Source organism: Paraburkholderia sp. UYCP14C, assembly GCF_004197395.1.
In the GTDB taxonomy this organism is placed as follows: domain Bacteria; phylum Pseudomonadota; class Gammaproteobacteria; order Burkholderiales; family Burkholderiaceae; genus Paraburkholderia.
In genome coordinates, this window is the sequence record NZ_SELS01000020.1 from 48,701 (window position 1) to 72,566 (window position 23,866).

General features: G+C 65.6%; 21 protein-coding genes, 1 pseudogene and 1 riboswitch. Of the genes and pseudogenes, 8 read left to right on the forward strand and 14 right to left on the reverse strand.

The genetic code is table 11. From position 1 onward, the window contains the following. Positions 1-77 precede the first annotated feature (77 nt). On the reverse strand, positions 78-2,045 hold the full coding sequence (locus EVC45_RS19715) for a lytic transglycosylase domain-containing protein (RefSeq protein WP_129959827.1): 1,968 nt from the start codon (positions 2,043-2,045) through the stop codon (positions 78-80). A 77-nt stretch (positions 2,046-2,122) separates the two neighbouring features. Between EVC45_RS19715 and EVC45_RS19720 the strand changes: the two genes are divergently transcribed. Continuing rightward, positions 2,123-2,665 carry a 5-formyltetrahydrofolate cyclo-ligase gene (locus tag EVC45_RS19720; RefSeq protein ID WP_248295193.1) on the forward strand — a complete coding sequence of 181 codons (543 nt, stop codon included), beginning with the start codon at positions 2,123-2,125 and terminating at the stop codon, positions 2,663-2,665. A 50-nt stretch (positions 2,666-2,715) separates the two neighbouring features. Here EVC45_RS19720 and EVC45_RS19725 read toward each other — a convergent pair whose 3' ends face one another. Next, the gene (locus EVC45_RS19725) at positions 2,716-3,228 is read right to left on the reverse strand and encodes a winged helix DNA-binding protein (RefSeq protein WP_018418717.1); all 513 of its coding nucleotides are present in this window, start codon (positions 3,226-3,228) and stop codon (positions 2,716-2,718) included. 211 nt (positions 3,229-3,439) lie between these two features. Here EVC45_RS19725 and pxpB point away from each other — a divergent pair, with 211 nt between their 5' ends. The 6 genes and pseudogenes from pxpB to EVC45_RS19755 form a co-directional block, all read left to right on the forward strand. Then, positions 3,440-4,093, forward strand: a complete 654-nt coding sequence (gene pxpB, locus EVC45_RS19730) for a 5-oxoprolinase subunit PxpB (RefSeq protein WP_129959831.1) — start codon at positions 3,440-3,442, stop codon at positions 4,091-4,093. Beyond that, positions 4,090-5,142 (forward strand): biotin-dependent carboxyltransferase family protein, encoded by a 1,053-nt coding sequence (locus tag EVC45_RS19735; RefSeq protein WP_129959833.1) that lies wholly within the window; start codon positions 4,090-4,092, stop codon positions 5,140-5,142. Before pxpB ends, EVC45_RS19735 begins: the two co-directional genes overlap by 4 nt. 20 nt (positions 5,143-5,162) lie before the next feature. Continuing rightward, positions 5,163-5,915, forward strand: coding sequence for a 5-oxoprolinase subunit PxpA (pxpA, locus tag EVC45_RS19740; protein WP_129959835.1), 753 nt, complete (start codon positions 5,163-5,165; stop codon positions 5,913-5,915). Between the two features lie 292 nt (positions 5,916-6,207). Continuing rightward, positions 6,208-6,981: a DUF969 domain-containing protein gene (locus EVC45_RS19745; protein WP_129959837.1), complete on the forward strand. Its 774-nt coding sequence runs from the start codon at positions 6,208-6,210 to the stop codon at positions 6,979-6,981. Then, positions 6,978-7,934 (forward strand): DUF979 domain-containing protein, encoded by a 957-nt coding sequence (locus tag EVC45_RS19750; RefSeq protein WP_129959839.1) that lies wholly within the window; start codon positions 6,978-6,980, stop codon positions 7,932-7,934. The genes EVC45_RS19745 and EVC45_RS19750 overlap by 4 nt, the downstream gene beginning before the upstream one ends. Positions 7,935-8,566: 632 nt before the next feature. Next, positions 8,567-9,502: pseudogene (locus EVC45_RS19755) on the forward strand (methyl-accepting chemotaxis protein); the annotation flags it as partial. Between the two features lie 36 nt (positions 9,503-9,538). On the opposite strand, the gene EVC45_RS19760 reads toward EVC45_RS19755, so the two are convergent. The 12 genes from EVC45_RS19760 to EVC45_RS19815 form a co-directional block, all read right to left on the reverse strand. Continuing rightward, positions 9,539-10,798, reverse strand: coding sequence for a TraB/GumN family protein (locus tag EVC45_RS19760; protein ID WP_129959842.1), 1,260 nt, complete (start codon positions 10,796-10,798; stop codon positions 9,539-9,541). Further along, complete coding sequence (locus EVC45_RS19765; RefSeq protein ID WP_129959844.1) at positions 10,791-11,810, reverse strand: peptide ABC transporter ATP-binding protein; 1,020 nt, start codon at positions 11,808-11,810, stop codon at positions 10,791-10,793. Before EVC45_RS19765 ends, EVC45_RS19760 begins: the two co-directional genes overlap by 8 nt. Then, positions 11,807-12,811, reverse strand: a complete 1,005-nt coding sequence (locus tag EVC45_RS19770) for an ABC transporter ATP-binding protein (protein WP_129959846.1) — start codon at positions 12,809-12,811, stop codon at positions 11,807-11,809. The genes EVC45_RS19765 and EVC45_RS19770 overlap by 4 nt, the downstream gene beginning before the upstream one ends. A gap of 2 nt (positions 12,812-12,813) precedes the next feature. Beyond that, entirely contained in the window at positions 12,814-13,731 is a 918-nt protein-coding gene (locus tag EVC45_RS19775; RefSeq protein WP_129959848.1) for an ABC transporter permease subunit, read from the reverse strand. Between the two features lie 6 nt (positions 13,732-13,737). Beyond that, entirely contained in the window at positions 13,738-14,748 is a 1,011-nt protein-coding gene (locus EVC45_RS19780; RefSeq protein ID WP_129959850.1) for an ABC transporter permease subunit, read from the reverse strand. Positions 14,749-14,889: 141 nt separating this feature from the next. Then, entirely contained in the window at positions 14,890-16,521 is a 1,632-nt protein-coding gene (locus EVC45_RS19785; protein ID WP_129959852.1) for an ABC transporter substrate-binding protein, read from the reverse strand. A 201-nt stretch (positions 16,522-16,722) separates the two neighbouring features. After that, positions 16,723-18,381, reverse strand: coding sequence for an ABC transporter substrate-binding protein (locus EVC45_RS19790; RefSeq protein WP_129959854.1), 1,659 nt, complete (start codon positions 18,379-18,381; stop codon positions 16,723-16,725). Between the two features lie 158 nt (positions 18,382-18,539). Beyond that, positions 18,540-19,370 carry a methylenetetrahydrofolate reductase [NAD(P)H] gene (metF, locus tag EVC45_RS19795; RefSeq protein WP_129960011.1) on the reverse strand — a complete coding sequence of 277 codons (831 nt, stop codon included), beginning with the start codon at positions 19,368-19,370 and terminating at the stop codon, positions 18,540-18,542. An 11-nt stretch (positions 19,371-19,381) separates the two neighbouring features. Next, positions 19,382-19,735 (reverse strand): phage holin family protein, encoded by a 354-nt coding sequence (locus tag EVC45_RS19800; RefSeq protein ID WP_129959856.1) that lies wholly within the window; start codon positions 19,733-19,735, stop codon positions 19,382-19,384. 174 nt (positions 19,736-19,909) lie between these two features. Then, positions 19,910-21,328, reverse strand: a complete 1,419-nt coding sequence (gene ahcY / locus EVC45_RS19805) for an adenosylhomocysteinase (protein ID WP_129959858.1) — start codon at positions 21,326-21,328, stop codon at positions 19,910-19,912. A gap of 33 nt (positions 21,329-21,361) precedes the next feature. Beyond that, positions 21,362-21,496: riboswitch (S-adenosyl-L-homocysteine riboswitch) on the reverse strand. A 64-nt stretch (positions 21,497-21,560) separates the two neighbouring features. Continuing rightward, the gene (locus EVC45_RS19810) at positions 21,561-22,286 is read right to left on the reverse strand and encodes an LrgB family protein (RefSeq protein WP_129959859.1); all 726 of its coding nucleotides are present in this window, start codon (positions 22,284-22,286) and stop codon (positions 21,561-21,563) included. Then, positions 22,283-22,774 carry a CidA/LrgA family protein gene (locus EVC45_RS19815; RefSeq protein WP_129959861.1) on the reverse strand — a complete coding sequence of 164 codons (492 nt, stop codon included), beginning with the start codon at positions 22,772-22,774 and terminating at the stop codon, positions 22,283-22,285. Before EVC45_RS19815 ends, EVC45_RS19810 begins: the two co-directional genes overlap by 4 nt. 113 nt (positions 22,775-22,887) lie before the next feature. On the opposite strand from EVC45_RS19815, the gene EVC45_RS19820 reads away from it, so the two are divergent. Beyond that, positions 22,888-23,856 carry a LysR family transcriptional regulator gene (locus tag EVC45_RS19820; RefSeq protein ID WP_129959863.1) on the forward strand — a complete coding sequence of 323 codons (969 nt, stop codon included), beginning with the start codon at positions 22,888-22,890 and terminating at the stop codon, positions 23,854-23,856. Positions 23,857-23,866: the final 10 nt, after the last annotated feature.

Genomic DNA, 23,866 nt, shown 5'->3' on the forward strand with positions numbered 1-23,866 from the left:
GACTCCCTGATGGAAGCCGCGGCAACGGCTGGCGAAGCGCGCCGCAATCTCTGAACGAGGTTGCGGCGGCAAGGCGCTTACGGTGCGATGTAACCCAGGCGCGCCTTCAGCGATTGCGGACGGCCTTCGAACAATGCCGCGTAGTAGACCGTGTTGGACAACACATTCTTCACGTAGTCGCGCGTTTCCTGGAACGGAATCGCCTCGGCGAAGACCGCGCCTTCGACCGGCCGCTGCAGCGACTGCCGCCAGTTGCGCGGACGGCCCGGACCTGCGTTGTATCCAGCGGTGGCCAGCACGGCGGATCCGTCGAACTGATTGTAGATCATCGCCAGGTAGTTGGTGCCGAGCAGGATGTTGGTGTTGATGTCGTTCATCTGCTCGCGCGATATCGGCCCCAGACCGATCTTTTTCGCGACCAGTTGCGCGGTGGCGGGCATCAGCTGCATCAGTCCGCCCGCACCGACGTCCGAGCGCGCGTTGATGATGAAGCGCGACTCCTGGCGAATCAGCCCGTACGCCCACTCGACGTCGAGCCCGCTCGACTGCGCGTCCTGCTCGACGATGTTGCGGAACGGCGATAGATAGCGCAGCGAGAAATCGTGCTCGCTCTTCGTGCGGTCCGCGGTGTTGACGGTGCGGTCGTACAGTTCGATGCGGCGAGCGTACTCGGCGACCGCCAGCAGTTGCCGGTCGGACATGGTGCGCAGCGGCCAGTTCCACTCGCGGTTGCCTTCGATCCGCAGATTCAGCGCATAGAAGCGCTGCGCCAGATCGAAGCCCGGCGTGGTGCCGGCCTGCTGCACTTCGGCGTCGGTCACGGTGGTTTTCGGCGGCACCGTGATCTTCTGGCCGAGCTCTTCGAGCGCGAGCTGACCGTAGAAGTTGAAGTTCGACGCGATCGACTGGAATTCCTGGCTCGCCGTGGCCGTGTCGCCGGCCTGCTTCAGCGCGCGCGCATGCCAGTACACCCACGACGGCTGCTTGCGCAGCGACTCGGGCATCTGCTCGATCGACCAGCGCACCATGTTCCAGTCGCCGGCGAGCAGCGCGCTGCGGGTGCGCCATTCATACGCGGGATTCGACAGCGGCGCGTTCGCCGACAGCCTGAACCAGTCAACCGCGCCGGGCATCTGCTTGAGCGCGCCCTGATAGCCGATCGTGCCCCAGCCGATCGCGCGCTCCGGCGAATTCAGCGACGGCGCGACCGACGCGAACGTGGCCGCGGCCATGGCCGGATCGTTGCGCGCCATGCGCGTGATCGCGAGCAGCGCCAGCTGATGCGATTGCGGATCCGGCCCGACGCCGCGCGCGAGCAGCAGCGGCGGCGTATTGGCCGCCTGGTCGAACAGGACCGGGTCGGGCGGCTGGTCGCCGAGCGCGTCGACGAGCTTGCTGCCGGTGCTCGTGTAGTTCTGCTCGTACGCGAGACGGATTTGCGCCCAGATGTCGTCGGCGCTGAACTGATGGTTCACCCCGAGCACCGTGATCAGATCGACGCAGCCGTCGCCGTACCATTTCGGATCGACGAGCAGCGCGCGCGCCGCGTCCGCGACGTTCTCGCCGCGCGACGCGCGCGATTCGAGCGCGTAGCACTTGACCTGGGTGTCGTCGTCGAGCACGAACTTCGCGTACTGCTGGTCGAAGTTGCGCCAGTCGTGGCGCGTGCCGAGCACGGTCAGGTAGTCGTTGCGCATGCGATCGGCGATCGCCTGGCCGTCGTACTTCTGCAGGAACGCGAGCACGGGCGCGTCCGGCGCGTCGACGCGCGCATGGCCGGTCGCATCGAACAGCTGCGGCTTGATCTGGAAATACTCCAGATACGACGGCGCCGGATAGTTCGGGATCATGCTCGCGAGCTGGGCCGCACGCGCCGCGTCGTTAGTACGCGCGGCTTCGCGAAGCTGGATGAAAATCTGGTCGTCGTTGGTGAGTTGCGACTGCGGGAGGGGCTTGACGGCCGAGGCGGTGCTGCAGGCTACGAGTGCCGCTGCGGCCAGCGCGATACCGGCCGCGCGATATACTCGAAAAAGGCGTTTTGACATCGTTGTTTCTGGAGCGCGAATTGGACCCAAGCATAGCATGCAACCCTGTCCCGGCAACGAAAAAGGCGCTGCGCCGGATGTTGCTGGAAAGCCGTCTGCAAGCGGCTTCCGAGCCGGCGAAGAATGCCGCGCTCGGGCGTCGAATGCTCGACGCGCTGAAGCACTATGCGGTACGCAGCGCGGGATTCTACTGGCCCCTCGCCGGCGAGTTCGACGCGCGCGGCGCGATCGCGATCTGGCTCGCGGCCGACCCGCATCACGAAGCCAGTCTGCCAATCATTAAAGAACGTGGCATGGCGCTCGAATTCCATGCATGGACGCCTGCGACGCCGATGAAAATCGGCCATCACAAGATTGCCGAGCCGACCTCGGGGCGCGTCGTGCTGCCCGAGCTGCTGTTCGTGCCTTGCGTGGGTTTCGACTCGGACGGCTATCGTCTCGGCTACGGCGGCGGCTATTACGACCGCACCCTGGCCGGCTGGCCTGCTGCGCGCAAGCCGGTCACGGTCGGCATCGCGTACGAAGCGTGCCGCATCGACACGCTGGAGCGCGAGGCGCATGACATTCCGCTGGATCTGATCGTCACCGAGGCGGGGTTTCATCCGCCGCTGCCGGGCTGAACGCGCGCTGTGCCGCAGGTGGCACGCAGCGCTCGCGCGCTATCCGGTCGTTACAGCGAAGCCGCCGCGCGCGCCGCCGTGTCGTACAAGCCCGACGCGTTGCGCATCAACTGCGCGGCCTCGCCGATCTGCTGGTTGGTCAGCCCGCTTTCCTTGAGTGTCGAGATCAGGCAGTTTTCGCGCACCTCGCGATATTTCAGGCATAGCTCGCGGCCGGCGTCGGTTGCGGAAAAGAACACTTCCTTGCCGGTCTTTTCGCTTTTTACATACCCTCTAGCTACGAGCTTTTTCAACGCGTAAGTCGCGACGTGCGTGTCTTCGATGTTCAGCACGAAGCAGATGTCCGCGAGCTTCTTGCGACGTTCGCGATGGCTCACGTGGTGCAGCAGCGACACCTCGATCGCGGTCATGTCCTTGTCGCCGGCCGCCGACATGCAGCGCACCATCCAGCGGTTGAACGCATTGCCCGCCATGATCAGCGCGTATTCGAGTTCGGACAGTTCCGCGCTGCTCTCGGAGACGAGATGTTCCGACGAAACGATCTTGGTGGGATGACGCGTCATTCGAGGTTCCCGGGATGAATATGGGCTGGAAAAGTGTCGCAAGTGTACGACGATGCCCCGCCGCCGACGAGCCTGGCAAAAACGCTTATTGGTAAATCGTCGATATTTTATTGATAATGTACGCTCCAAACGTCGCCGACTCCGTGCCGGGCATGCGCCAACGCGCTGCGCTGTCCGCCTCATTTTCCGACTCGATCCGGGCCGCCCAGTCATGAGCCAACCACGAATCTTTCCGCTCGGCGATGCCGCGCTAGTCTGCGAGGCGCCGCCGCCCGCCACGCTGGAGTGCCAGCAGCGCGTGTGGGCCGCCGCCGAGGCCGCGCGCGACTGGCCGCAGGTGCTCGAAGTCGTGCCCGGCATGAACAATCTAACGCTCGTATTCGACCCGCTCGCGACCGACGCCGACGCGCTCCGCGAGCAGTTGCTCGCGGCCTGGAACGCGGCGGCCAAAGCCGCCATAGCGGGGCGCGACGTCGAGATTGCGGTGCAGTACGGCGGCACATTCGGCCCCGACTTGCAGGCGGTCGCCGAACATACCGGCTTGAGCGCGCGCGAGGTCGTCGAGCGTCATGCGGGCGGCGCCTACGTGGTGTTCTTTCTCGGCTTCCAGCCCGGCTTCGCCTACATGGGTGGGCTCGATGCCGCGCTGCACACGCCGCGCCGCGCGTCGCCGCGGCTCGAGGTGCCGGCGGGTTCGGTCGGCATCGGCGGCGAGCAGACCGGCATCTATCCGGCGGTGTCGCCGGGCGGCTGGCAGTTGATCGGCCGCACCGAGGTGCCGCTGTTCGATCCGGCGCGCCGTCCGCCCACCCTGCTGCAGCCCGGCGACCGGGTGCGCTTCACGATCGCGGGGATCCACGCATGATCGACGTCATCCGCGCGGGTCTCCAGACCACGATCCAGGACCTCGGCCGCCACGGCTACCGGCATCTCGGCGTCGCGATGGGTGGTGCGCTCGACCGTCTGTCGCTCGAAGTCGGCAACCGGCTGGTCGGCAACCGCCCCGACGCGGCCGGCCTCGAAATCACCTTCGGCCCGACCGTGCTGCGCTTTCTGCGCGCGACGCGCGTCGCGATCACCGGCACCGAGTTCGGCGCGACGCTCGACGGCAAACCCGTCTATTCATGGTGGAGCCTGCCGGTGCAGGCCGGCCAGGAGCTCGTGCTGAACGCGGCGAAGCGCGGCATGCGCGGCTATGTGTGCGTGGCGGGCGGCATCGACGTCTTGCCGATGCTCGGCTCGCGCAGCACGGACCTCGCCGGCCGCTTCGGCGGACTCGGCGGCCGCGCGCTCAACGACGGCGACCGCCTGCCGGTCGGCGCGCCGCCGCAGCGCGGCCACCTCGGCTTCACGCCCGAGGCGCCCGAGTTCGGCGTGAAGGCGCCCGCCTGGTGCAAGTTCGTGCTGGTCCACGAGCCGCTGCGGCGCGGCCGGCATCCGTCGGGCGTGCCGTGGGCGATACCGATCCGCGTGCTGCGCGGCCCCGAATACGACAGCTTCACGGCGGACGCGCAGCAGTCGTTCTGGTCCGACGAGTGGCTCGTCACGCCGAACAGCAACCGCATGGGCTATCGCCTTGCCGGCACCGAACTGAAACGCACGCACAAGACCGATCTGCTGTCGCACGCGGTGCTGCCCGGCACGATCCAGGTACCGCCGAACGGCCAGCCGATCGTGCTGATGAGCGACGCGCAGACCACCGGCGGCTATCCGAAGATCGGCGCGGTGATCCAGGCCGACCTGTGGAAGCTCGCGCAGGTGCGCCTGAACGCGGCGGTCCGTTTCATCCCGACGACGCCCTACGAGGCGCGCCAGGCTTTGCTGGAAGAACGTGCGTATCTGCGGCAGATCGATGCCGCGATCGCGATGCATGAAGAGCGTTGCGCGCGCCAGGCGGCGCTCGCGACGCTGTAACAGTGAATAAAGGAGTCCCCATGGAAATCGATCTGAACGCCGATCTCGGCGAAGGCTGCGGCTCCGACGAGGCGCTGCTCGACCTCGTGAGCTCGGCCAACATCGCGTGTGGCTGGCATGCGGGCGGCCCCAACGCGATGCGCGACTGCGTGCGCTGGGCCGTGCAGAAAGGCGTGTCGATCGGCGCGCATCCGAGCTTCAACGATCCCGAGAATTTCGGCCGTAAGGAAATGGATCTGCCGGCGGGGGAGATCTACGCGGGCGTGCTGTATCAGCTCGGCGCGCTGTCGGCGATCGCGCAGGCCGAGGGCGGGCGCATCGCGCACGTGAAACCGCACGGCGCGCTGTACAACCAGGCCGCGCGCGACGCGAAGATCGCCGACGCGATCGTCTCCGCGGTGCACGACTTCGATCCGTCGGTCGCGGTGTTCGCACTCGCCAACAGCGGGCTCGTCAGCGCCGCGCGCAACGCGGGCCTGACCGCGATCGAGGAAGTGTTCGCCGACCGCGGCTATCGAGCCGACGGCTCGCTCGTGCCGCGCAAGGAGCCGGGTGCGCTGCTCGACGACGAGGACGAAGTGCTCGCGCGCACGCTCACGATGATCCGCGAGCAACGCGTGAAGGCCGTCGACGGGCAATGGGTGCCGTTGAACGCGCAGACCATCTGCCTGCACGGCGATGGCCCGCACGCGCTCGCGTTCGCGCGACGCATCCGCGGCGCGCTCGCCGAGGCCGGCATCGAAGTGCACGCGGCGAGCGCCGCGCGCGTATGAGCGTTCGCATCACCGCCGTCCCCACCGCGCGCGCCGATCCGATCCGGCGCGCGTGACCGATCCAGCGCCCCGCTCCCACGCGGGGCGTTTGCCAGCCGGGGCATGAATCGCAATCGCGATGCCGGCTGCCAACCCGCGGATGCCGACGCACACGCATCCGCGGGGCAGGAAAAGAGAGTTCGACGCGGCCGCAGAGCCGCGGCAGCACGCCGGCGCATGAAGCCGCATGCACCGGTTGGTTCACGTCAGCCGCCATCCGCGGCGAAGTTGAATGACCTCTTTGGAGACCCTGATGCAGACAACCGTCAGTCTTTGGCCGCTCATCGGTGTGGCCGTGATCATCGTTGGCTTTCTGTTGCGTTTCAATCCGATGCTGATCGTGGCCGTCGCCGCGATCGTCACCGGCTTCGCCGCGCAATTCCCGCCGGAAAAGATCCTCGCGCTGATCGGCACCGGCTTCATCAAGACCCGCAACATCCCGCTGATCATCCTGCTGCCGCTCGCGGTGATCGGCCTGCTCGAACGACACGGCCTGCGCGAGCGCGCGCAGGCGTGGATCAGCGGCATCAAGGCGGCGACCGCCGGGCGTCTGTTGATCGTCTATCTGGCAGTGCGCGAGCTGACCGCCGCGGTCGGCCTGACCGGGCTCGGCGGCCATCCGCAGATGGTGCGTCCGCTGATCGCGCCGATGGCCGAGGGCGCGACCGAAAACCGCTTCGGCAAGATTGGCGACGAGGTGCGCTTCCGGCTGCGCGCGTTCTCGGCCGCAACCGACAACGTCGGCCTCTTCTTCGGCGAGGACGTCTTCGTCGCATTCGGCGCGATCGTGCTGATGACGACCTTCCTGAAGGAAGCGGGCATCGTCGTCGAGCCGATCCACGTGGCGGTGTGGGGCATTCCGACCGCGATCAGCGCGTTCATCGTGCACGGCTTCCGGCTCTGGCTGCTCGACCGCCGGCTCGAACGTGAATTGCGCGGCAACGCGCCGGGCGGCAGTTCAAACGCGAAAGCGGCCGCGGCATCGACGCCGCCGTCGGCCACGCGCGCTACCGGAGACGAAGCATGACCTTCACGATCACCTATCTGTTCTGGTTGCTCGGCATCGTGCTGCTGATCGTCGGCGGCATGATCGCGACGGACCGCGAGCATCCGCGCCGCTTCACCGCGGGCGGTTTCTGGATTCTGTACGCGCTGATCTTCCTGATCGGCGACCGGCTGCCGCCGGCCGTGGTCGGCGTCGCCGTGATCGCGATGGCGCTGATCGCGGGCTTCGGCGGCGTCACCGCGGGCAAGCCGAAGACGCTGTCGCTCGAAGCGCGTCAGGCGAGCGCCGCGCGTCTGCGCAACAAGCTGTTCGTGCCCGCGCTGACGATCCCGGTCATCACGGTGATCATCACGCTCGCGGCGAGCCATCTGGTGTTCGGCGGTGTGCCGCTGATCGAGAAGGCCAACGTCACGCTGATCGGCTTCGGCATCGGCTGCGTCATTGCACTCGCGATCGCCTGCGTGATTACGCGCGACACGGTCGGTCAGTCGATGAAGGAAGCGCGCCGCCTCGTCGATGCGCTGTCGTGGGCCGCGGTGCTGCCGCAAATGCTCGGCATGCTCGGCCTCGTGTTCTCGGACGCAGGCGTCGGCAAGGCGGTCGCGCACGTGACCACGTCGTATATCAGCCTCGATTACCGCTTCGTCGCGGTGGCCGTGTACTGCATCGGCATGGCGCTGTTTACTATGGTGATGGGCAACGGCTTCGCCGCGTTTCCGGTGATGACGGGCGGCGTCGGCGTGCCGATTCTCGTCGGCGTGTTTCACGGTAACCCGGCGGTGATGGCCGCGATCGGCATGTTCTCGGGCTACTGCGGCACGCTGATGACGCCGATGGCCGCGAACTTCAACATGGTGCCGGTCGCGCTGCTCGAATTGCCGGACAAGAATGCGGTGATCAAGGCGCAGATTCCGACGGCGTTGACGCTGCTGGTGATCAATATCCTGCTGTTGAATTTCCTGATGTTTTTGTAGCGGTTGGGTCTCGATTTTCGGTTCGATTCGCGGTTGACGTTGCCGGGCGGCTCGCTTGCACAAGGAGCGCCCGGCAGCGCCGAAGAGCCGTTCCAGCCCGCAATAAGCCTTCGTCTCCCCCTTCAGAAAGCCCCCGATCTGCCGTACTTCTGGACTGGACCTGCACCAGGCCCATATTTCAGCGCGCAGGCATCGCATAACCAGTAAAAGGAGACGAAGTGCAGAAGGCCCACCTCACGATCAGGATCCGCATCCTGTTGATATTCGGCAGTTGCGTCGCGCTGAGCTTCCTTGCCGGCCTCGCGGGCCTCATCGGGCTGTCGCAGTTGAGCGGTGACGCGGCGGCGGCGAGCCGGACGTGGCTCACGGCGCTGATCGCCATGGCCTGGCTCGTCACGGCGATCGCGCTCTACGGTGGTTTGCAGTTGCATCGGATCGTGTGCGGCGGCCTGATCCGGCAGCGTCGGAAATTCGAGGAGATCGCCGAAACGCTCGACGTGTCGCGGCGCGCGGCGAGCCCGCGCATGGACGAGTTCGGCCGCGGCGCGGTCGCGTTCGACGCGCTGTTGCGCCGGATCGAGCAAAACATCGTGACCGTGCGCGCGTCGACCGATTCGGTCAGCACCGCGACGCGCGAGATCGCGGCCGGCAATCTCGATCTGTCGGCGCGCACCGAGGAGCAGGCCGCGTCGCTCGAACAGACCGCGGCGAGCATGACGCAGCTCACCGAAACGGTAAAGCACAACGCCGACAATGCACGTCAGGCGAACACCCTTGCGAGCAATGCCGCGAGCATGGCCGCGAGCGGCAACGACGCGGTGCAGGCGATGGCCGCGACGATCGGCCGGATCAGCGGCAGTTCGAGCAAGATCTCGGAGATCACCGGGGTGATCGAGGGCATCGCCTTCCAGACCAACATCCTCGCGCTGAACGCGGCGGTCGAAGCCGCGCGCGCCGGCGAGCAAGGCCGCGGCTTCGCGGTCGTAGCGAGCGAGGTACGCAGCCTCGCGCAGCGCTCGGCGGCGGCCGCCAAGGAGATCAAGGAATTGATCGGCTCGTCGGTGTCGATGATCCAGGATGGCTCGACGCAGGCGGTCGAGGTCAGCACCGCGATGGGCCAGGTGACGACGGTGATCCGTCAGGTGTCGGACATCGTCGGCGAAATCGCGGCTGCGTCGGAAGAGCAGAGCCGCGGCATCGAGCAGGTCAACCAGGCCGTCAACCAGATGGACGAAGTCACGCAGCAGAACGCTGCGCTCGTCGAGCAGGCGGCCGCCGCGGCGCAGTCGCTCGAAGAACAGGCGGCGAAGCTGGCAGGCGTGGTGTCGGCGTTCAAGGTCGGTAACGGCGAGCCGTCGACGGTGCGCGGCGTCGCGCCGCAGACGCCGAAGAAGCATGCGCCCGCGTCGTCCGCGACGCGCGCCGGGCTGCCCTCGGCGCACGGCAACGCGCAGCCGAAATCCGCACCGCTGCCGTCAGCTGAAAAGAAAGCCCCCGCCAGGACGCCGGCCGCGAAGCTCGAACCGGCACTCGCGACGACCCCCGACGCCGACTGGCAAACCTTCTGATCGATCCCGACGTTACGGCTCGAGCCTCGATCCGATTCACCCCGCCTCGACGACGAAGCCGTGCTGCCGCAACAGCTGCAGCACGCCCTTCGGCCCACCCAGATGCAGCGCGCCGATCGCGACGAACACCGGCTTGTTCGGCGCGGCGTACTGCAGCATCCGCGCGACGAAGCGGCGATTGCGCTCGTAGACGATCCGGTTGTCGATCGAATCGGAGACGCGCGGGTCGCGCGCGAGCTTCTCCGATTTGGCGGCCTGCCACGCGGCGATCGCATCGGCATCGCCGACCTGCCACAGCCGATGCAGCGTGCGCACGTCCTCGACGTTCTGCGCGGGCGTCTGCACCAGATCCTGCGCGAGCATCTCACGCTGCTGCGCGGCCGACAGTCCGGTGAACGCGCGCATCTGCTGCGCGAGCGTTTCGAGTCCGACGATCTTGCCGCGCGTCTTCAGATACACGTTCTGCAATTGCGCTTCGGTGCCGTACTCGGTTTGCAGACCGGCGGACAGCGAGTCGTAGGTCTCGACCACCAGCGACGCGAGCCACGGCCGCATCTTCTTGATCGCCTCGAGCGCGGCCGGGTTGCCGCGCAGCCGCAGCGCGAGCTTGTGCCACAGCGGCTCCGGCAGCAAACCCGGCAGGCAGTCGCGCTTGCACACGCCGTACTTCGACACGTCGTCCTGCGACACCAGCAGTTCATCGGGCGACAGTTCGAGCGCGAGCGTCGGCGACGCGGCGAGCGCCGCGAGGATCGGCGCGCGAAACGGCTGCCCCGCCGGATAGTCGACCGGATCGCCGACGTGCAGCGTGCCGAGCACGTAGATCGTGGTGTTGCCGCGCGTCGCGACATAAAACGGCATGCGCGCCGGTTGCTGGCGCACCGGTCCGCTCGCGGTGGTGCCGGGCACCGGGGGCGGCGCAACGGAAGCCGGCGGCGTGCTGGGCACCGCGACCACCGGGCCGGCTCCCTGAGCCGCCGGGGCTGGTGTATTGGCCGCCGCGCCGGCCGCGTGAGCGATGCCGGGCACGGCCGCGCCAACCGACAGCGCGCAGGCCAGACGAAAAAAACCGGACAGAAACGACGGAAGAAATACGGAGCAAAAGGCGCGCGCGAGCGCATGAACATTGGCACGGAAGAACGTGCGAGAAAACTTGCCGACGAACCTGCCAGCAAATGCGCCGCAGGGCGCGGCGCCTTCCAGCGCACGCGCCCCGCGGCGCCGCGCGAAGGCGGCTATCCAGCCGCCCTCACACAAGCGGCGCGCAAGACGACGCGCCGCCACCCCATCAGGCATCCATGTCCCCCACCTCTTCGGCCCGGTGACACGAGACGAGGCGGCCGTCCACTTCACGCAGCTTCGGCTCCTCGCTGCGGCAGCGGTCGATCACGTACGGGCAGCGCTGATGGAACGTGCAGCCCGACGGCGGATTCAGCGGCGACGGCATTTCGCCTTGCAGCTTGATCTTGATCGTGCGGTCCGCCTCGAAGATCGACGGGGTCGCCGACATCAACGCGCGCGTGTACGGATGGCGCGGCTTCGAGAAGATGCGCTTCTTGTCGCCGAGTTCGGCGACGCCGCCGAAGTACATGACCATCACGTCGTCGGCGATATGCTCGACCACCGACAGGTTGTGCGAGATGAACACGTAGCTCGTCTTGAACTCTTCCTGCAGATCCATGAACAGGTTCAGGATCTGCGCCTGGATCGACACGTCGAGCGCCGAGACCGGTTCGTCGGCGACCACGATCTGCGGATCGAGGATCATCGCCCGCGCGATCGCGACCCGCTGACGCTGGCCGCCGGAGAACATGTGCGGATAGCGCTTCGCGTGCTCGGGCCGCAGGCCGACCGTGCGCATCATCTGCGCGATGCGCTCGGCGCGCTCGGTCGCGCTCATCTGCGTGTTGATCGCGAGCGGTTCGCCGAGCGTCTGCTCGACGGTCTTGCGCGGATTGAGCGACGCAAACGGGTTCTGGAACACCATCTGCACGCGCCGCCTGAGCGCCGCGATCTTCTCGTGATTCGCGCCGGCCACGTCTTCGCCGTCGATCAGCAGGCGGCCCGCGCTCGGCTTTTCGATCATCGTCAGCTGACGCGCGAGCGTCGACTTGCCGCAGCCGGACTCGCCGACTACCGCCAGCGTCTTGCCGCGTTCGAGCGCGAACGACACGCCGTTCAGCGCCTTCACCGTGCCGTGCGCGAACATGCCGCGCTTGACGTCGTAGTAGCGTGCGAGCTGATCGGCGACTAGCACGTGATCGCCAGTACGATCCGACTGGCGACGGGTTTCGGATACGGTGCTCATCGGGCGCCTCCCTGGGTGTGAACGTTGGCGTCCTTCTCGAGGTTCAGCGGCTTGATGCAGCGCACCCGCGTGAGCTCCGCGTGAGCGGGCACCTGCGCAAGCGCCGGGCGCGCCTTCATGCAGTCGTCGACCACGTACTTGCAGCGCGGTGCGAACAGACAACCCCTCGGCCGGTCGTCGCGGCCCGGCACCATGCCCGGCAGCGCCGCAAGCCGCACCGCGCCCACGTTGTGCTCGGGAATCGCGGCCAGCAGCGCTTCCGTGTACGGATGATGAGGCGCGGCGAAAATGTCCGGCACCTTGTTCGTCTCGATCACCTCGCCCGCGTACATCACGGCGACGCGCTGCGCGACTTCGGAGACCACGGCCAGATCGTGCGAAATCAGCACGAGCGCCATGCCGCGTTCCTTCTGCAGGCGCATCAGCAGTTCCATGATCTGCGCCTGGATCGTCACGTCGAGCGCGGTGGTCGGCTCGTCGGCGATCAGCAGCTTCGGGTTGCAGGCGATCGCCATCGCGATCATCACGCGCTGGTTCATGCCGCCCGACATCTGATGCGGGAACGAGCCAATGCGATTCTTCGCGTCCGGGATGCTGACCTGGTCGAGCAGTTCGAGCGCGCGCTTGTCCAGCGCCGCGCCGCGCAGCCCTTCGTGCAGCTTCAGCACTTCCTTGATCTGATAGCCGACCGTGTAGCTCGGGTTCAGGCTCGTCAGCGCGTCCTGGAACACCATCGCGATGTCCTTGCCGATGATCTTGCGGCGCTGCTTCGCGGAGGCCTTCAGCAGGTTCTTGCCGTCGAAGGTGATTTCGTCGGCGGTGACTTTGCCGGGCGCGTCGATCAGGCCCATCAGCGCCATCATCGTCACGCTCTTGCCCGAGCCCGATTCGCCCACCACGCCGACTACTTCACCCGGCGCGACGTCGAGATTGATGCGGTCGACCGCGGGCAGGCCGCCGAAGTTGACCGCGAGATTGCGGATGGTCAGTAGAGTGCTCATGATCAGGCCATCCGTTTCAGTTTGGGGTCGAGCGCGTCACGCAGCCCGTCGCCGAGCAGGTTGATCGCAAGCACCGAGATCAGGATGGACAGACCAGGCATCGTGACGATCCACCATGCGCTGTCGATGTAGTCGCGCGCCGACGCGAGCATCGCGCCCCACTCCGCCGACGGCGGCTGCACGCCGAGGCCGAGGAAGCCGAGCGCGGCGGCATCGAGAATCGCCGACGAAAAGCCCAGGGTTGCCTGCACGATCAGCGGCGCGGTGCAGTTCGGCAGCACCTGCGAGAACATCAGTCGCAACGTGCTCGCACCCGCGACGCGCGAAGCGGTCACGTACTCCTTCTGCAACTCGCCCTGCGCGGACGCGCGCGTCAGACGCACGTAGCCCGGCAGCGCGACGATCGCGATCGCGAGCATCGTGTTGACGAGACCCGGACCGATGATCGCGACGACGGCGACCGCGAGCAGCAGCGACGGCAGCGCGAGCAGCACGTCCATGATGCGCATGATCGGCGTGTCGGCCCACTTCTCGAAGAACGCGGCGACGAGGCCGAGCACGATACCCGGAATCAGCGCGAGCACGACCGACACGAAGCCGATCCAGAACGACAGCCGCGCGCCGTACATCAGACGCGAGAGGATGTCGCGGCCCGCTTCGTCGGTGCCGAGAATGAACTTCCAGTTGCCGCCGTCGAGCCAGGCGGGCGGGATCTTCACCGAGTCACGGTACTGCTCGATCGGGCTGTGCGGCGCGATCAGCGGCGCGAAGATCGCGATGAAGACCAGCACCAGCACGATGATGCCCGCGCCGACCGCGCCGCGGTTGCGCGAGAAGTTCGCCCAGAATTCGCGTGCCGCGATGGCGCGGCCGCTCGGCGGGGTGACCGCTTGGGGGACGGTGTTTTGGATATCAGCCATTGTCATTTACCTCGTATGGCGGATGCGGGGATTCAACACGCCGTACAGCAGATCGACGACGAGGTTCACGACGATCACCAGCGTCGCGATCAACAGGATACCGCCTTGCACGACCGGATAATCGCGCCGGCCGATCGCGTCGATCAGCCACTTGCCGATGCCCGGCCATGAAAACAGCGTTTCGGTCAGCACCGCGCCCGCAAGCAGTGTGCCGACCTGCAGGCCGATCACGGTGACGACCGGAATCAACGCATTGCGCAGCGCATGCACGACGATCACGCGTCCGGGCGACAGCCCCTTCGCACGCGCGGTGCGGATGTAATCCTCGCGCAGCACTTCGAGCATCGACGAACGCGTCATGCGTGCGACGACCGCGAGCGGAATCGTGCCGAGCACGATCGCGGGCAGGATCAGATGGCTCAGCGCGGATTTGAATGCGCCTTCGTCGGTGGACATCAGCGAGTCGATCAGCATGAAGCCGGTCACGTGCGGAATGTCGTATTCGACCGCGATGCGGCCCGACACCGGCGTCAAACCGAGCTTGACCGAGAACACCATGATGAGGATCAAGCCCCACCAGAAGATCGGCATCGAATAGCCGGTCAGCGCGGTGCCCATCACGCCGTGATCGACCACCGTGCCGCGCCTCAGCGCCGCGAACACGCCCGCCGGCAGGCCGACGATCAGCGCGAACAGCATCGCGCAGATCGACAGTTCGACGGTGGCGGGAAAGCGCGCGAGGAATTCGCCCATCACGCTCGTGTTGGTGATGATCGAAGTGCCGAGGTCGCCGTGCAACGCGCGGCCGATGTAGTGGAAGTACTGGATCGGCAAGGGCTCGTCGAGCCCGAGGCGGTGCATCGCGGCCTTATGCATGGCCGGATCGACACCGCGCTCGCCCATCATTACTTCGATGGGGTCGCCCGGGATCAGGTGAATCAGCGCGAACGCGAGGATGGTGATGCCGATGAACGTCGGTATCACCATGCCGATGCGGCGCAAAACGAAGCGGAACATGGTTCGCTCCCATGGTACTGGTGATGAAAAAACACAACCGGCGACGAGGGCTCGTGACCCCGGTCGCCGGACCATTTCGACCAGTTTTCTAACCGTGCGAAAAGCGTACTGTATTGCGGCGTACTGTGCGAACTTTACGAATTACTTGACGCTGACGCCGTCGAAGCGCGCGTAGCCGAGCGGTTCGATGCGCATGTCGACCACCTTCTTGCTGACCGGCTGATAGACGGTCGAGTGGGCGATCGGCGAGAACGGCAGTTGCTGCGCGAAAATATGCTGCGCGTCGCCGTAGACCTTCGTGCGGGTCGCCACGTCCGAGGTCGTGCGGCCCTTCTGGATCAGATCGTCGAACGGCTTGTAGCACCACTTCGAGAAGTTGTTGCCGTTGATCGCCTCGCAGCCGAGCAGCGTGCCGAGCCAGTTGTCAGGATCGCCGTTGTCGCCGGTCCAGCCGATCAGCATCGTGTCGTCTTCGCCCGCGTGCGCGCGCTTGATGTACTCACCCCACTCGTACGTGACGATCTTCGCTTTCACGCCGATCTTCGCCCAGTCCGCCTGGATCATTTCGGCCATCAGACGCGCGTTCGGGTTGTATGCGCGCTGCACCGGCATCGCCCACAGCGTGATGTCGAAGCCGTTCGGGTAGCCTGCCTTCGCGAGCAGATACTTGGCCTTGGCCGAATCGTACGAAGCGGCCGGCAGGCCCTTGACGAACGACCATTGCGTCGGCGGCATCGGGTTCGTGGCCAGTTGGCCCGCGCCCTGGTACACCGAGTCGATGATCGCCTTCTTGTTGATCGCCATGTCGAGCGCCTGACGCACTTCGAGCTTGTCGACCGGCTTGTGCGTCACGTTGTACGCGAGGTAGCCGAGGTTGAAGCCCGGCTGCGACGGCATGTCGATGTTCGGCTCGGCCTTCAGCGGCGCGATGTCGGCCGGGCGCGGATAGCTCATCACCTGGCATTCGTCGCGCTTGATCTTCTGCACGCGCACACCGGCGTCCGGCGTGATCGAGAAGATCAACTTCGAGATCTTCACTGCGTCCGGCTTCCAGTAGTCAGGATTGCCGTCGAAGCGGATCGTCGCGTCCTTCGTATAGCTGCGGAAGATGAACGGACCGGTGCCGACCGGGAACTGGTTGATGTCGGACGCTTTACCCGCCTTCAGCAGTTGATCCGCATATTCAGCCGACAGGATCGACGCGTATTCCATCGCCAGATTCTGGATGAACGGTGCGTTGACTTCCTTCAGCGTGAACTTGACCGTGTACGGGTCGACCTTCTCGACGCTCGTGATCAGCTTGTCGAGGCCCATGTCGGTGAAGTACGGGAACTGCACCGGATATGCCTTGCGGAACGGCTGGTTCGGGTCGAGCATGCGCTGGAACGAGAACACCACGTCGTCCGCGTTGAATTCGCGCGTCGGCTTGAAAAACGAGGTGGTCTGGAACTTCACGCCGTGACGCAGATGGAACGTGTAGGTCTTGCCATCGGCCGATACGTCCCACTTCTCCGCAAGGCCGGGCTCGACCTTGGTGCCGCCGCGCTCGAACTCGACGAGGCGGTTATAGACGGTGAACGTGTTGGCCGTGAAGTCGACGCCCGTCGTGTATTGGGCCGGATCGAAACCCGCGGGACTGCCTTCGGAGCAGTAAACGAGGGTCTTGTTCGGGATCCCAGCGGCCTGCGCGCTTGTGACGCCAAGCAGGGATGCCGCTGCGGCGGCGACGAGCGCGGACCCGCGCGCGACGCGCAACAGTTTGTTTTGCTTCATGTTTCCTCCAGGTTCAGGGCCGGCTTGCGCCGGCGTAGCGGGATATTACTTGAGCTTGGGCCGGCCACCAAGCCGCGCAAAATCCCTCTGTTGACGATAGGAAACACTTCGTGCAAACGTTTTGGCGCGGTTTTGCCGTCGGCCGGGCGGCTCGCTTGAGCCGCCCGGAGACGAAATCGGCGCAAAACGCGCCGAGTCCGCTTATTTCACTCCAACTTCCAGGAATTGCGTCGGTCCGAACGGATCGATCTTGAAGCCCGTCACGTTCTTGCTGATCGGCTGATAGACGGTCGAATGCGCGATCGGCGTGAACGGCACCTGGTCCTTGAAGATCTCCTGAGCCTGCGTATAGGCCTTGGTGCGATCGGCCATGTTGGTGGTGCTGCGGCCCTGCTTGATCAGGTCGTCGTAAGGTTTGTAGCACCACTTCGAAAAGTTGCTGCCGTTGACCGCGTCGCAGCCGAGCAACACGCCGAGCCAGTTGTCGGGGTCGCCGTAGTCCCCCGTCCAGCCGATCAGCATCGCCTGATGCTCGCCGGCATGCGCGCGGCGGATGTACTCGCCCCACTCGTACGTGGCGATATTCACCTTGACGCCGATCTTCGCCCAGTCCGACTGCAGCATTTCGGCCATCAGGCGCGCGTTCGGGTTATACGGGCGCTGCACCGGCATCGCCCACAGCGTCAGATCGAAGCCGTCGGGATAGCCCGCCTCCTTCAGCAGCGCTTTCGCTTTGTCGACGTCGTACGGCGCGTCCTTCAGCTTCTTGTCGTAGCCCCATTGCGTCGGCGGCATCGGGTTGGTCGCGGCCTGGCCCGCGCCCTGGTAGACCGCTTCGATGATCGCCTTCTTGTTGACCGACATATCGAGCGCGCGGCGCACGAGCACGTTGTCGAGCGGCTTTTTGGTCGTGTTGTACGCGATATAGCCGAGGTTGAAGCCCACTTCGCTCGGCATCGCGAGCGATGCATCGGCCTTCACGGTGGGGATGTCGGCCGGGCGCGGATACGCCATCACCTGACATTCGCCGCGCTTCAGCTTTTGCAGGCGCACGGCCGGATCCACGGTGATCGCGAAGATCAGCTTGCCGACTTTCGCGACGCCCGGCTTCCAATAGTCGGGATTGCCGTCGAAGCGGATCGTGTCGTCCTTCGTATAGCTGCGGAAGATGAACGGACCGGTGCCGACCGGGTACTGGTTGATATCGGACGCCTTGCCCGCCTTCAGCAGTTGATCCGTGTATTCAGCCGACAGGATCGACGCGAACGGCATCGCGATCTGCTGCAGGAACGGCGCGTCGACTTCCTTCAGCGTGAAGCGCACCGTGTACGGATCGACCTTCTCGATCTTCGCGATGTTCTTCGCGAGACCGAGGTCGTTGAAGTACGGGAAATTGACCGGATACGCCTTGCGGAACGGGTTGTCGGGATCGAGCATGCGCTCGTAGGTGAACACGACGTCGTCCGCGTTGAATTCGCGGGTCGGCTTGAAATACGAGGTAGTCTGGAATTTGACGCCGCGGCGTAGATGGAACGTATAGGTGAGGCCGTCGGGCGACACGTCCCACTTTTCGGCGAGTCCCGGCTCGATGTCCGTGCTGCCATGCGCAAATTCGACGAGGCGGTTATAGACCGTGTACGAACCGGCGCTGAACTCGACGCTGGTCGTGTATTGCGCAGTATCGAAGCCCGCCGGGCTGCCTTCGGAGCAGAAAATCAGCGTCTTGTCGGGCAGCGTGGCCGCCTGCGACACGGCGGGCGCGAGGCCGCTCGTGGCGACCGCGAGCGCGGCGAGAGCCGGCAGGCAGAACTGGTGAAGCGCGAACAGTCGGTGTGCCGCAGTCTTTCTTGTCACTGTCATATCGTCCTCCGCACAGCAGCCGGGTTAGCTGCGTTTCGATGATAGACAGCCCAAAAATGAGCTTCAACAGGGACTTACCACGCTATTTGGGACAAATTCGAGAACCACGCCGGACAGGCGGGGACCGCGCGGCCGTTGCGGCCGCGCGGGCATAGCGGTTATACGGCGAGCCTTTCGCAGATCGCCTTGGTCGACGTGGCGGCGTTCAGCGTATAGAAGTGCAGGCCGGGCACCTTCGCATCGACGAGCCGTTGACACAGGTCCGTCACCACGTCGAGGCCGAACGCGCGGATCGACTCGCGGTCGTCGCCGAAGCTCTCGAGCCGGCGCGCGATCCAGCGCGGCACTTCGGCACCGCACATTTCGGAGAAGCGCATCAGTTGCGAGAAGTTCGTGATCGGCATGATGCCGGGCACGATCGGCACGTCGACGCCGAGCTGGCGCGCATCGTCGACGAAGCGGAAGTACGCGTCCGCGTTGAAGAAGTACTGCGTGATCGCCGAGTTCGCGCCGGCCTTCACCTTGCGCGCGAAATTCTCGAGATCGTGCTTCGGCGAGCGCGACTGCGGATGGTATTCCGGGTAGCCCGCCACCTCGATCCAGAACCAGTCGCCGAACTCGGCACGGATGAAGCTGACGAGCTCCGACGCATAGCGCAGCTCGCCTAACGCGCCCATGCCCGACGGCAGATCGCCGCGCAGCGCGACGATATGGCGGATGCCGTGTGCGCGGTATTCGTTGAGGATTGCGCGCAGGCTGTCCTTCGACGAGCCCACGCACGACAGATGCGGCGCCGCCTCGAGCCCGTCCTTCGCCATGTCGATGACGGTATCGAGCGTGCCTTGCTGGGTCGAGCCGCCGGCGCCGAACGTGACGGACACGAACTTCGGTTTGAGCGACGCGAGTTCCGCGCGCGTTGCGCGCAGTTTGTCGATGCCTTCCTGCGTTTTCGGCGGGAAGAATTCGAATGAGAGTTCGATCGGATTCATAGTCGATGAGGTCAACCTAAACTGCGGTTGCCGAAAATGAGCGCGGACAGCAGCCACGACACGATGCTGTACAGGATCGAGCCGAAGAACGCCGACCAGAAGCCCGACACCTCGAAGCCCTTCAGCAGCGACGCGCACAGCCAGAAGCACAGCGCATTGACGACCAGGATGAAGAGTCCGAGCGTGAGGATCGTGACGGGCAGCGTCAGCAGGATCAGCACCGGCCGCAGCACCGTATTGATGAGACCGAGCACGATCGCGACGATCAGCGCGGTGCCGAAGCTACGGATATGGATCGACGGAACGATGTAGGTGATGATCAGCAGCGCGAGCGCGTTGATGAGCCAGGTCAGCAGCACGGTCATGTAGAACTCCTTGTAAGCACCTGTGCGGGGAAGATGTCCAGCAAATGAAAAGCGGCGCTGGCGAACAAAGCGGCGCATTGCGCGCCGCCCCGAGATCAGACCGTCAAGCTGTTAGCGCCGCCCGCGTGGCCGAACGCGCCGAAGCGCGCATCGAACCCGCGGGCGGCCGCGTGCTTAGTAGCGGTAGTGGTTCGGCTTGAACGGACCGCTCTTGTCGACGCCGATGTAGCCGGCCTGCGCGTCGGACAGCACGGTCAGGTTCGCGCCGATGCGCGCCAGATGCAGACGCGCGACCTTCTCGTCGAGATGCTTCGGCAGCACGTACACCTTGTTCTCGTACTTCGCGCCTTGCGTGAACAGTTCGATCTGCGCGAGCGTCTGGTTCGTGAACGAGTTCGACATCACGAACGACGGGTGGCCGGTCGCGCAGCCGAGGTTTACCAGACGCCCTTCGGCCAGCAGGATCACGCGCTTGCCGTCCGGGAAAATGATGTGGTCGACTTGCGGCTTGATGTTTTCCCACTGGTACTGACGGGTCGACGCGACGTCGATTTCCGAGTCGAAGTGGCCGATGTTGCAGACGATCGCGTTATGACGCATCGCCTTCATGTGATCGTGGTTGATCACGTGGTAGTTGCCGGTCGCGGTCACGAAGATGTCGGCTTTATCCGCCGCGTATTCCATCGTCACGACGCGGTAGCCTTCCATCGCCGCCTGCAGTGCGCAGATCGGATCGATTTCGGTGACCCACACGGTCGCGCCCAGACCGCGCAGCGATTGCGCGCAGCCCTTGCCCACGTCGCCGTAACCGGCCACGACCGCGATCTTGCCCGCGATCATCACGTCGGTCGCGCGCTTGATGCCGTCGACGAGCGACTCGCGGCAGCCATACAGGTTGTCGAACTTCGACTTCGTGACCGAGTCGTTGACGTTGATGGCCGGGAACGGCAGGCGGCCTTCCTTTTCCATCTGGTACAGACGATGCACGCCGGTGGTGGTTTCTTCGGTGACGCCCTTGATTGCCGCGAGGCGCTTCGAGTACCACGTCGGGTCGATCTCGAGATGCGCGGCGATCGACTTGTACAGCGCGACTTCTTCCTCGTTGGTCGGCTTGGCGATCACCGAGCGGTCCTTCTCGGCCTTCGAGCCGAGGATCAGCAGCAGCGTCGCGTCGCCGCCGTCGTCGAGGATCATGTTGGCGAACTCGCCGTTCGGCCATTCGAAGATGCGGTGCGAGAACTCCCAGTATTCGTCGAGCGATTCGCCCTTGAATGCGAACACCGGCGTGCCGGCCTGCGCGATCGCGGCGGCGGCATGGTCCTGGGTAGAGAAGATGTTGCACGAGGCCCAGCGCACGTCCGCGCCGAGCGCGGTCAGCGTCTCGATCAGCACGCCGGTCTGGATCGTCATGTGCAGCGAGCCGGCGACGCGCGCGCCCTTCAGCGGCTGCTGTGCTTTGTACTCTTCACGCGTCTGCATGAGGCCGGGCATTTCTGTCTCGGCGATCGTGAGTTCCTTGCGGCCCCACGCGGCGAGCGACATGTCGGCAACAACGTAATCCTGCTTTTGGGAATCGATGACTGCGGCGTTCATCACGCCCTCCTTTCTAAGAAATTGACTAGAAATGTGACGTGAGCGCGGTTCGAGGCAGTGGTTGGAAGTGCGCGAGACGCGTTCCATGCTGCCGATTGAAGTCTTCGAGCCTGGCGGGCGGCCGGCGAATGCGGATTCGCGGTACCCGTCGCAACGCTCCTCGAAGACGAACGGCGATTGTAGCAAATCGAGATCACATCGGCGTGCGTGGGATGGCGCGGCGCGCGCCGCTTCAGATCGGCAGCAGCCCCAGCATCGGCGCGAGCAGCACCATCGCGACGCCGGCGATCATCATCGTCAGGCTGGACACCACGCCTTCTTCGCTGCCGAGTTCGCGTGCCTTCGCGGTGCCGACGCCGTGCGCGGCCGCGCCGAACAGCGCACCGCGCGCGAGCCGCGTGCGCAGCGGCACGAACGCGAGCACGATTTCGCCGAACAGCATGCCGCAGACGCCGGTCGCAATGACGAACAACGCGGTCAGATCCTTCGGCGCATGAATCCGGTCGGACACGGCGAGCGCGAACGGCGTCGACACCGAGCGCGTCATCAGACTGCGCTGCAATTCCGGCGACAGATGCAACAGCTTCGCGAGCATCAGCGAGCCGCCGACGCCGACCAGAATGCCCACCGCCACGCCGACCGACAACGAGATCCAGTGCCGCTTCAACAGTGCGCGGTACTCGTAGATCGGCACCGCGAACGCGACCGTCGCGGGACCGAGCAGCCACATCAGCCAGCGCGTGTCCTCGAAGTACAGCGCATACGGAATGTGCGCGAGCACGACGATCGTGACGAGCGCGGCCGGCACCGTCAGCATCGGCGTGAGCCACGGCGAGCGCACGCGCGCATACAGCGCCTTCGACGCGAAATACAGCGCGATCGTCAGCACGAGGCAGCCGGCCGCGATCAGGCGCGGGGCGTCGTCGGCCAACAGCGCAGCAACAGAGAGCGGGTTCATCGGCGCACGCGCGACAGGCCGCTTGTCTCACGCGCAACCCGCACGCGGCGCAGCGCGAAACGCCGTTCGACGCGCGCGGCCTGATCGACGGCGAACGCCACCGCGACCATCACCATCAGCGTGCCGGCGATCACGACCAGCGCGAGGCGCCAGCCGTCCGCGCGGAACAGGCCGCCGTATTGGACGGCGGCGACCGCCGCCGGAATGAAGAACAGCAGCATGTCGGACAGCAGCCAGTCCGCGCCGGCCTTGACCCAGCGCGGCGCAATGCCGCCGCAGAACAGCAGCGCAAGCAGCACGACGAGGCCGACCACGCCGCCCGGCACCGGCAGATGCAGCCGGCGCACGACGAAATCGGCGCCGATCCACAGCGCGGCGATCGCGGCGCTTTGCACGGCGATGCGTGCGAAACGGCCGAAGCCCCCCGCGCCGTCACTCGAGCCGCCATCGGCGGCAGGCGCGGAACGGGCGAAAACTGGCGTGGACATGGCATTTCCTGGCTGACATCGGATGCGACCGAGTATAGGGTTCGCCGTGTCATAAACAAAATGACTTACAATCATCGAAATCATTCCAATCTGGAATTCTGGAGGCCACGATCATGGAACTCCGTGCGCTGCGCTATTTCGTCGAAGTGGTTCGTCAACAGAGCTTCACCGTCGCTGCCGAGCAGATGTTCGTCACCCAGCCGACCATCAGCAAGATGGTCAAGTCGCTGGAGGATGAGATCGGCTCGCCGCTGCTGCTGCGCGACGGCCGCCAGATGGTGCTGACCGACGCCGGCCGGATCGTCTATCAGCGCGGCCAGGATGTGCTCGCCGCGCACGCGCAACTGCAGGCCGAGCTGAACGATCTCGACACGCTCGGGCGCGGCGAGCTGGCAATCGGCATCCCGCCGATGGGCGGTGCGCTGTTCACGCCTGCCATCGCCGCATTCCGTCAGCGCTATCCGAAGATCGAGCTGAAGCTGTTCGAGCAGGGCTCGCGCGCGATCGAAACCGCGCTGATCAACGGCGAACTGGAACTCGGCGGTGTGCTGCAGCCGGTCGACCCCGACAACATCGACGTGCTGCCGATGTCGCGCCACTTGCTGTGGCTCGTCGCGCGCGCCGGCTCGCGCTGGGACGGATTGAACGAGGTGCCGCTCGCGCAGCTCGCGAACGAGCCGTTCGTGTTTTACGGCGAGAGCCTCGCGCTGAACGATGTGGTGCTGAACGCGTGCCGCGCGGCGGGGTTTGCGCCCACGATCGTCGGACGCAGCGGGCATTGGGACTTCATGGCGGCGCTGGTGCTGGCCGGCGTCGGCATCGCGCTGTTGCCCGCGCCCTATTGCCGGCGGCTCGATCCCGCGCAGTTCACCTGCCGCCCGGTCGTCGAACCGGAGATTCCGTGGGAAATGGCGATCGGCTGGCGCCGCAACGGCTATCTGTCGCACGCGGCGCGCGCGTGGCTCGACGTCGCGCGCGAAACGCTGCCGACACACGTCAGCGCCGATTTCATGCTCGGACCGGGGATCGGCTTCAACGGCATCGCGACGCCGGACGGAACTCCGCCACCCGCGAGCAAGTGACGCGTGGCGG